We start from the raw sequence: 9,368 nt of genomic DNA on the forward strand, positions 1-9,368 counted from the left end.
CTGTGCGCTGCCCGATCTCGGCACTACTCTGGCCGCGTTTCCCCTCCCGGCGGAAAGAGAGCCCCATGGAGACGGTCGACATCGTCGCTATCCTGCCGCCCGAGCTGAACAGCGCGGCTATAACCCTCAGCGACAGGCTTACCGCGCGAATGCGCGAGCAGGGCAGCCCGTCCTGGTTCCGGCTCGGCGATCCGATGGGCACAGGTGGGCCGTGTGAGCCGCACGTGTCGCTGTTCATGCTCGCGGTCGACCGCACCGAGGTCCCCGAGGTCGTGACCGCCACCCGCCGTCTCGCCGCGGAGTTGCCCGCCCTTGTCGCGGAGGGTGAGTTCTACCGGCACAACCCGGTTGGGGCGCCGGAGCTGTACTTCCGCAAGTCCAGCGCCTGGATCGAGTTGCAGCGCGCGGTCGTCGCGAGCGTGGAGCCGCTGCGCCGCGGCAGGCTCCGCGAGACCGACCCGGCGGGGGAGCGGATCGCCGAGCTCATCGCGGACCCGGCGCAGGACCCGGCGCGACGCGGCCAGCTCACCCGGTTCGGGTACGACGAGATCACCGAGTCGTGGGACGGCGGTGCGACCGACCGGTTCAACCCGCACGTCACCCTGGCCTGGCCGATCGACCCGGAGTTCCCCGTCGACCTCGCGGACCTGCCACCCGCCGCCGAGTTCAGCGGGGTGCTGCCCGGACTCGCCGTGTACGGGATGAGCCCGCACGGCACCTGCACCACGTTGTTCGGTACCGCGCTGTTCGCACCACACCTCTCGGCACCACACCTTTCGGCACCGCACCCTTCGGTGTGACCCCGATCGGGGGATCCGTTGGCGGAAAAGCGACGGGTAGGCTGAACAGCCATTCTTCGCCCGGTTCCGGCGGAGAATAGCCGGACAGGGCGGCCACGCAGTCGATCCCGTGCGGACCCGCCGAACACCGTCCACCCGTGGGAGGCCCGGTGCCCGAGGTCGAGTCGGAACTGGCGGAGCGGGTCGGCCGGGCCAGGGCCGGGCGCGGCTGGGCGGTCACCGACCTCGCCGCTGCGTGCGCGCGGGTCAACGCGGTGCACTCTGCGGGCTCGGCAGTGGGCTCATTGGACGCCGCCGCCATCATCGCCATCGAGTCCGGCGCGCGCGAGGCGTCCGCCGACGAGATCACGCTGCTCGCGGCCGCGTTGGCGGTGCCGGTCACCGAGTTGGCGCCCGCGCGGGTGCCCGGTCCCCGCGCGGCGGTCCGTGGTCCGCGGCCACCCCGGTCCGGCCCGGTCGACTTCTTCATCAGCTACTCGCTGCGCGACGAGGAGTGGGCCACCTGGATCGCCCACGAGTTGGAGGCCGCGGGCTACGACGTGATGATCCAGACGTGGGACTTCGTACCGGGCACGCACTTCCTGGACTTCATCGACCGTGGTATCCGCGAGGCGTCCGCCGTCATCGCCGTGTTGTCCAGCAACTACCTGGAGTCCCGCTACGGCAGGCTGGAGTGGATGGCGGCGTTGCAGGCCGCGCACGACCGGCCGGAGACCAAGCTGCTGCTACCGGTGCGCGTGGAGAACGTGTTCCCACAGGGACTGCTTGCCCCCATCACGTTCGTGGACCTTGTCGGCATCGATGACCCCGCCCTCGCTAAGGACCGGTTGTTGGGCAGGCTCGAACACGCGCTTACCGGTCGTGCCAAGGCGGGCGACAACCCACGCTTCCCCGGTTCACCTGTTAAGGACGCCATTCCCGCGCCACGCCAGCAAATCACGTACCCGCCCAAGACAGCACCAACGGCCAACACGCGCCATCAACTCGGTGTCCTCTATATGGCTGGACCGCGCTTCGGCGCCGATGGCAGCGGCCCGGTAGAGCGACTTGCCGGACTGGACGGGGGACTGGCCCACCTCGACGAGGCAGGTCTGCCAGCACCGGAACTGGTCATTGTCGCCGGTAGCCTCACCGACTCCGGTACGCGCGAACAGTTCGACCAGGCGTTGAGCTTCCTCACCGGTCTGCGCTCACTGCTCGGCGTCGAAGCCAACCGGCTGATGATCGTGCCGGGCAGCGGCGACATCACCGCACCGGCGTGCGAGGCGTACTTCGCCGACTGCCGCGCCGACGGCCTCGCCCCCGAACCGCCGTACTTCCGCAAGTGGCGGCACTTCCAGCGCCTGCACAACGAGCTCTACGCGGGAGTAAACGGCGTTAATGGTGCCGTGTTCGACGCCAGCCAGCCGTGGTCGCTCATCGAGTTGCCGGACCTCAAGGTCGTGGTGGCCCGCCTCAACTCCACGGTCACCCACACCCACCTGAACCTGGACGAGCCCGGCAAGCTCGGCCCCGAGCAACTCGACTGGTTCGCCAACGCCCTCACCCCGTTCGTCGACGCCGGCTATCTCCGCCTCGGCGTCGTCGGCCACACCCCCAGCCACACACCCGCAGCCGCGAAAACCCGTTGGGCGCTGGCAGACACGGACGAGCTGGACGCGACCCTCGGCGGTTATCTCAACCTGCTCCTCGCGGGTGACGGCCCAACCGGCACAGACAGCGCAACCTTGCCGTCCGGCCTGACAGTCCTACCGCCGCCCGGTGAAACCCGCCTGCTGCACCTCACCCGAGACGGTCTGGACAGTTGGTCCTTGCCGCACCACGACAGCCTCCAGCGCGTCGCACAGACCCGACAGCGCTGGCACGCCGCATCGCGAACCTTCAACGCCGACACCGGACCGCAGGTGCGGCGCGAACGGGTCGTGGAGGAGCCGTCGGAGAGCCCGGTCGACCAGTTGCTGCGCCGGATCACCGAGATCGTCGAGGTCCGCCACCCCGGCGCCCGGGTGCGGCGGCTGCCCGGCAGGCCACCGGTCCTGCGGGTCAGCTACCCCGATGGCGACCTGGTGCCGCAGTTCCTCATCGCCGCCCAGGTGGGCGAGCCGACCGCGAGCGATGTCGCCGCCTTGGTCCGGGTTCGTCAGCGCAACGGCGAAGAACTCACGTCCGAACTCGTCTACCAGGGCAAGCACCCCGGCATCACGTTGCGCGCGGAAGCCCTGCGCGACGGGGTAAGAGTGCGCAGCTTCACCGAGTTCCAAGGCCTGCTGGACCTGCGCGAGTACGTGGCCGCCCAAACCGACCGCCTACGGCAAGACCGCGTGTACCCGCCAGAACTCTATGTGCCGCAACGGTTCCGCGAGACCGCCGGGACCACGTCATCGGACGTGGCCGTGCGCGAGGACGTGGTGGGCGAACTGGTCGACCTGCTCTCCGCGGACGAGGGCCGGTTCGTGCTGCTCATGGGCGACTTCGGTCGCGGCAAGACGTTCGCCATGCGCAAGCTCGCGATGACCCTGCCCACCAAGCTGCCCGGCGTCATCCCGATCCTGATCGAGCTGCACGCGTTGGACAAGGCACACAGCGTCGACGGCCTGGTCGCCGCGCACCTGGCCAACCACGGCGAGTCCCGCATCGACCTGCGCGCCTTCCGCTACCTGCTGCGGCAGGGTCGGGTCGTGCTGCTGTTCGACGGGTTCGACGAGCTGGCCAGCCGGGTCAGCTACGACCGCGCCGCCGAGCACCTGACCACGTTGCTGGCCGCGGCCGAGGACCGGGCCAAGATCGTGGTCACCGGCCGCACCCAGCACTTCCAGAACGACGCCCAGGTGCACACCGCGCTGGGCCAGCGGGTCGGCGTGCTGGCCCAGCGGCGGATCCTGCTGCTGGAGGACTTCACCCCGCAGCAGATCGGCGCCTACCTGCTCAACCGGTTCGGCGCCGACGAGGCCGCCGCCCGGGAGCGGGTCGAGCTGATCGACCGGGTCGAGGACCTCGGCGGCCTGTCCCGCAACCCGCGGATGCTCAGCTTCGTCGCCGGGCTGGCCCCGGAGCGGCTGGCCGCCGTCGCCGCCCGCGACTCGATCAGCGCCGCCGGGCTCTACCAGGAGATCCTGCGGTCCTGGCTGGACCACGAGTACGAGCGCGCGCACACCGCGGGCGCCCCCGCGGGCCTGTCGGTCGACGAGCTCTGGTTCGCGGTGACCACATTGGCGCTGCGGGTCTGGGAGTCCAACGACGTGCTGCTGCGCCTCGACGACGTCGCCGAGGTCGCGGAGGCGCTCACTGGGCTGGCTGACACGCCGCTGTCGCCGCCGCAGGCCACGCACGCCATCGGCGCGGGCAGCCTCCTGGTGCGCACCGACGACGAGATGTTCGGCTTCATCCACAGCTCCGTGATGGAGTGGCTGGTGGCCAAGGAGATCGCCCGGCAGCTCGACACCCCGGGTGCCCGCCCCGCGCTGCTCGGCCGCCGCAAGCTCTCCCAGCTCACCGTGGACTTCCTCTGCGACCTGGCCGAGCCGCGGCGGCTGGCCGAGTGGGCGGACCGGCCCGCGGGTGACCCGGTGTCCGACGCGAACGCCCTCAAGATCGGCAAGCGGTTGCGCACCCCGGCCAAGACCGACCTGCGCGACGCGGTGCTGCGTGGCGAGGACCTCTCGCACCGCGACTTCAGCGGCGTCGACCTGTCCGGCGCCGACCTCACCGACGCGCTGCTGATCGGCACCAAGCTCTCCCGCGCCGTGCTGCGCGGCGCCCGCCTGCACCGTGTCCGGCTCGACCAGGCCGTGCTGCGCGACGCTGACCTCACCGAGGCCGACCTGACCGGAGCCCGGCTGCTGGAGACCGACCTGCGCGGAACCGTGCTCACCCGCAGCACGTGGGCCCGCGCGGCGCTGATCAACGTGGTCGCCGACCCGGGTTTGGCTGACGCGCCCGAACTCGCGGGCGCCGCGATCTCCCCTGGTCAGCCCGTTCTGACCGGGTTGCGGCCCGCCGGGGTCGGCGTGCAGTTCGGGTTCGAGGACGGCCGGTTGCCGCGTCCGCTGGCGTACAACCCGGACGGTTCGCTGCTCGCGGTCGGCAGCGGCGACGGCGGTGTGCTGCTGGTCGACCCGGAGAAGGGCCTGCCGCTGCGCACCCTCAGCGGGCACCTCGACCGGGTCTACGCGGTCGATTTCGGGGCCGCCGCCCTGGTCACCGCCTCGGCCGACGGTTCGGTCCGGTTCTGGGACCCGGCGACCGGGGTGCCCGGCGCGGTGATCACCGACCACGTCCCCCAGATCTGGCCGCTGCGCGTCGCACCGGACGGTTCGACCGTCGCCTACGGAGATGGCAGCGGCGAGACCTACGTGCGCGACGTACCCAGCGGCGACCTGCGCTTCCGGTTCCCGGCGCTGGGTGAGCGTGTCTGGGCGTTGGCGTTCCATCCCCAGGGTGGCCTCTTGGCGAGTGGTGACGAGGCCGGCGTGGTGCGTGTCTGGGATCTTGCCTCGGGCGAGGAGAAGTACCGGTTGGAGACACCCGCGCCGATTTACACGGCCGCGTTCAGCCCGGATGGTCGGCTGCTCGCGGCCGGTGGTCGCCACGCGGGACTGCGGCTGTGGGACGTCGAAACCGGTATCGAGGTCCATCGACTCGACGGTCACACCGGGCACGTCTACTCCGCCGTGTTCCACCCCAACGGCAAGCTACTGGCCAGCGGCGACACGGTCGGCTCGGTGCGCTTGTGGACACTCCCGGCCGAAGGCAAGCCCACCTTCAACGCTTTGCAGCACCGGCACGCGACGGCGGTGTACCACCTCGCGTTCAGCCCAGACGGCCGCACGCTGGCCAGTGGAGACAGCGACGGCACGCTCCGCGTGTGGGACACCACGACGGGACAAGAGACCCATGAGGTCTTGGCACATAGAGGTGCCGTGTGGCCGTTGGCGTTCCGCGCGGACTCCTCCCAGTTGGCCACAACCGGCCGCGACAGCGCCGTCCGGCTCTGGGACCCGGTCAGCGGAAGGCTGCGCCATGAGCTGCACGGCCACGGTCGCCGCGTGACGCAGGTGTACTTCAACCCCGCGGGCGACCTGCTCGCTGCCACGGGCAACGACGGCGTGGTGCGGCTGTGGGACCCCACCACCGGGCGCCAAGTTCGTGTCTTGACCGGCCGCGACGACCAGCTCACCGGTGCCGTGTTCAACCCGGTCAAACCGCTGCTGGCCACCGCGAGCAACGACGGCGGCGTCCACCTGTGGCAGTTGAACACCTGGCGCGCCGACCAGGAACTCGACGTGGAGACCGAATACGTGTGGGCCAGCGCGTTCGCCCCGGACGGCGAGGTGCTGGCCACCGCCAACGACGACGACTCCGTCCGGCTGTGGTGGCAGGCGACCGGTCGGGAGACCCTGGTGCTGCGCGAACACCGCGGCCGGGTCCGGTCGATCATGTTCAGCCCGGACGGGTCCCGGGTCGCCACCGGCTGCGATGACAGCAAAGTGCGCCTGTTCGACGCGCACACCGGCGACTGCCTCGCCGTCTTCGACGGCCACACCGACCGCGTCTACGACGTCCGCTTCAGCCCGGACGGCCAGACCCTCGCCAGCGTCAGCAACGACGGCAAGGCCGTGTTGTGGCGGGTCTCCGACGGCACCCGGCTGCTCGAGCTCACCGCCCAGCGCGGCAGGCTGTGGACGGGCGCGTTCAGCCCCGACGGCACCATCCTCGCCGCGGCGGGCGACGACGCGGTGATCTACCTGTGGAACACGGCGGGGGAGCTGCTGGCGACCCTGTCCGGCCACACCCGGCGCGTCCTGTCGCTCGCGTTCAGCCCGGACGGCCGGACCCTGGCCAGCGGCGCCGCCGACGGCACCACCCGACTCTGGGACACCACGCTCGACGCCACCACACCCCTCGGCGACACCACGATCCGGCTGCCAAGGCTGACCATGATCGGCCTGCCCGAGGCGTGGGCGGCGGTCACCCCGGACGGCCGGTACAAGGTCGACGGCGCCACCGCGGGCGAGTTCTGGCACGCCGTCGGCCTGTGCCGGTTCGAGGTGGGGGAGCTGGACGCGGTCCTGCGCGAGGTGCACGCGGTACCGCCCGAGGAGCCGTTCTGAGCGCGGGGTCAGCCCGGCCGGGGCCGCAGCGGGCGGATGGCGGCGACCACCAGCGAGCCGCCCAGGGTGGGCAGCCGCCGCGCCAGCCAGGCGGAGCGCAGCTCGCCGAACCGGGTGCGCCAGACGACCTGGTTGGACCGTGGCCTGCTCGGCACCAGCCCGGCCAGCCGCAGCCCGGTCGCCAGCAGGGGGTAGGTGAACGGCCGGATGTGCAGGTGCAGGTACTCGTGGAACGGGTTGACCTGGCGCGGCGCCCGACCGGTCAGGAACCGCAGCCGGTCCTGCAGCGGGGCCAGGTTCGGCGTGGTCAGCACCAGCACGCCACCCGGCCGCAGCACCCGGTGGCACTCGCGCAGCAGCAGGGCCGGGTCGTAGACGTGCTCGATGATCTCCCCGGCGAAGATCCCGTCCAGCGCGCCGTCGCGGAACGGCAGCACCTCGCCCACGTCCAACCGGAGCCCGGGGAACCCGGTGTCGAGCGCGACGACATCGGCCGCGATCGGGTTGAGGCCCCGGTCCGCGATCAGCGCGCAGACCTCGCCGCCGCCCGCGCCGAGGTCGACCACGGTGGAGCCGCCGGGCAGGTGCGCGCCGAGCAGGTCGAGCGCGAGACCGACGCGCAGCCGGTGGTACGGGTCGCGCAGGTAGCCCGCGACCTCGCCGCCCGCGTAACCGCGCTGGTTCGCCGCCGTGGCCCTGGCCTGCGCTCGCCGCACCCGGCCATGATCGCAGAGACCCGGGGAGGTCGCGGTGCGGTTTGACCACATCGTGTGGGACTGGAACGGAACCCTGCTCGACGACGGTGACGCCCTCGTGCAAGCCACCATGGCCGCGTTCGCGCGCGCGGGGCTGCCCAAGGTGACCGTGGACGGTTACCGCGAACACTTCACCCGTCCCATCCCGCAGTTCTATGACCGTCTGGCCGGGAAGACTCTTAGCTCGCAAGAGCAGTTGAGCCTGGACACACATTTCCAGTTCTCTTACGCAGCTCTGCTGGCGCAAGCCACATTGCACTCTCAGGCGGTGGCAGCGTTGACGGCTTGGCGGGATGCTGGACGGACGCAGTCGCTGTTGTCGATGTACCCGCACAACCGGCTGGTACGGCTGCCGCAGTTCCAGGTCATCGCAGGCTTCTTCGACCGAGTGGACGGTATGCGCTCAGACGAGTCCCACCGCAAGGAACCGCACCTGCGCAGGCACCTCACCGCGCTAAGAGACCAAACAGTCCTGGTTGTCGGCGACAGCCTCGACGACGTCGAGGCCGCGAAGGCCTGCGGTGTGTCGGTGCTGCTGTACCACCCGTCGCAGCCGCTGGTGAGCCAGACCAGGGCCACGTCGCTGGGTGTACCGGTCGCGGCGACGCTACCGGAGGCGGTTCAGTGGGCACTCGGGGAGAACCATGACGCGTGACCGCCCCACGGCGCGCAGCCTCCGCCGCACCCTCGTCCGCTACTCGTTCATCACCGCGTGCGTGATGGCACTGCTCGTCAGCCTCATCCTGACCATGTTCGGCCATTCCCTCGACGCCCGCGACATCCTGTCGTCGATCGGCGTGAACATGTTCGCCAGCGTCGTCTTCGCGCTGATGTTCGCCGGCTTGGCCAATTGGATCCAGGACCGCCACACCCAGGACACCATCGCCGAAAGCCTCGACGAACTCGGCGACCGCCTGACGGAGAGCATGGCCCGCACCAACCGCCTCTTCCTCCCCGCCAAACACTACGAAGGCCTCAACCCCACCACCACCTTCGGCGACGACTACAACACCGACATGACGGCCGACCTGGAGGAAACGGTCTTCTTCGCCTTCTACGGCCCCAGCGCCCGCTATGTGGCCGCCCGCCTCCTCGCCGCCCGCCACCACCCCCAGCAAATACGCGTCGCCATGATCAACCCCGCCAACCGCCGCGCCATCAGCCGCCGCGCCGCCGACCGCGCCTCCTGGCTGAAGTCACAGGGACAACCCATCGACCAGATCGAACGAGACCTCGAAGACGAACTCCTGATGAACCTGGTCTCCCTGTTCGACTGCCGCAAAATGTGCAACATCGAGATCCTGTACAACGACGACACGGCGGTCTATCGATACGTGATGTTCGACCAGGCTGTGTACATATCCTGGTACCACAGCCCCCGCTCCACCCAAATGGAACTCCCCGAGTCCTACCGTTTCGCCAAGGACTCGTTCATCTACTCCACCCTCCGCATGGACCTCATGCGAAAGTTCGAAATCTCCCCCCACAAAACCCTGTTCGACTCCACGCACACCGACCAAGACCTCATAGATCACCTCACCACCCTCACCACCCGCCCCATAACCCCCACCAACCTCACCCACTGGCGCGCCGCCCAACTCCAAGACAGCGCCTCCTTCCGCACCTACCTCACCACCCTCCGCCGCACCCTCGACCACCGCCAACCCCCCGCCACCCCCACCCCCAAAACCCCCTAGCTCCCC

Annotated in this window: 5 protein-coding genes; 4 read left to right on the forward strand and 1 reads right to left on the reverse strand. The window is 70.2% G+C overall.

The genetic code is table 11. The annotated features are described in order from the left end of the window. Positions 1-65 precede the first annotated feature (65 nt). Positions 66-800, forward strand: coding sequence for a hypothetical protein (locus tag H504_RS0118150; RefSeq protein ID WP_026423927.1), 735 nt, complete (start codon positions 66-68; stop codon positions 798-800). A 149-nt stretch (positions 801-949) separates the two neighbouring features. Next, the gene (locus H504_RS0118155) at positions 950-6,910 is read left to right on the forward strand and encodes a WD40 domain-containing protein (RefSeq protein ID WP_211239354.1); all 5,961 of its coding nucleotides are present in this window, start codon (positions 950-952) and stop codon (positions 6,908-6,910) included. An 8-nt stretch (positions 6,911-6,918) separates the two neighbouring features. Here H504_RS0118155 and H504_RS0118160 read toward each other — a convergent pair whose 3' ends face one another. Continuing rightward, on the reverse strand, positions 6,919-7,626 hold the full coding sequence (locus H504_RS0118160; protein WP_026423929.1) for a class I SAM-dependent methyltransferase: 708 nt from the start codon (positions 7,624-7,626) through the stop codon (positions 6,919-6,921). Positions 7,627-7,660: 34 nt separating this feature from the next. On the opposite strand from H504_RS0118160, the gene H504_RS0118165 reads away from it, so the two are divergent. Further along, positions 7,661-8,320: an HAD family hydrolase gene (locus H504_RS0118165; RefSeq protein ID WP_026423930.1), complete on the forward strand. Its 660-nt coding sequence runs from the start codon at positions 7,661-7,663 to the stop codon at positions 8,318-8,320. Continuing rightward, positions 8,310-9,362 carry a hypothetical protein gene (locus tag H504_RS0118170; protein ID WP_026423931.1) on the forward strand — a complete coding sequence of 351 codons (1,053 nt, stop codon included), beginning with the start codon at positions 8,310-8,312 and terminating at the stop codon, positions 9,360-9,362. The genes H504_RS0118165 and H504_RS0118170 overlap by 11 nt, the downstream gene beginning before the upstream one ends. Positions 9,363-9,368: the final 6 nt, after the last annotated feature.

Origin of the sequence: Actinokineospora inagensis DSM 44258 (assembly GCF_000482865.1) — a bacterium.
Classification (GTDB): domain Bacteria; phylum Actinomycetota; class Actinomycetes; order Mycobacteriales; family Pseudonocardiaceae; genus Actinokineospora; species Actinokineospora inagensis.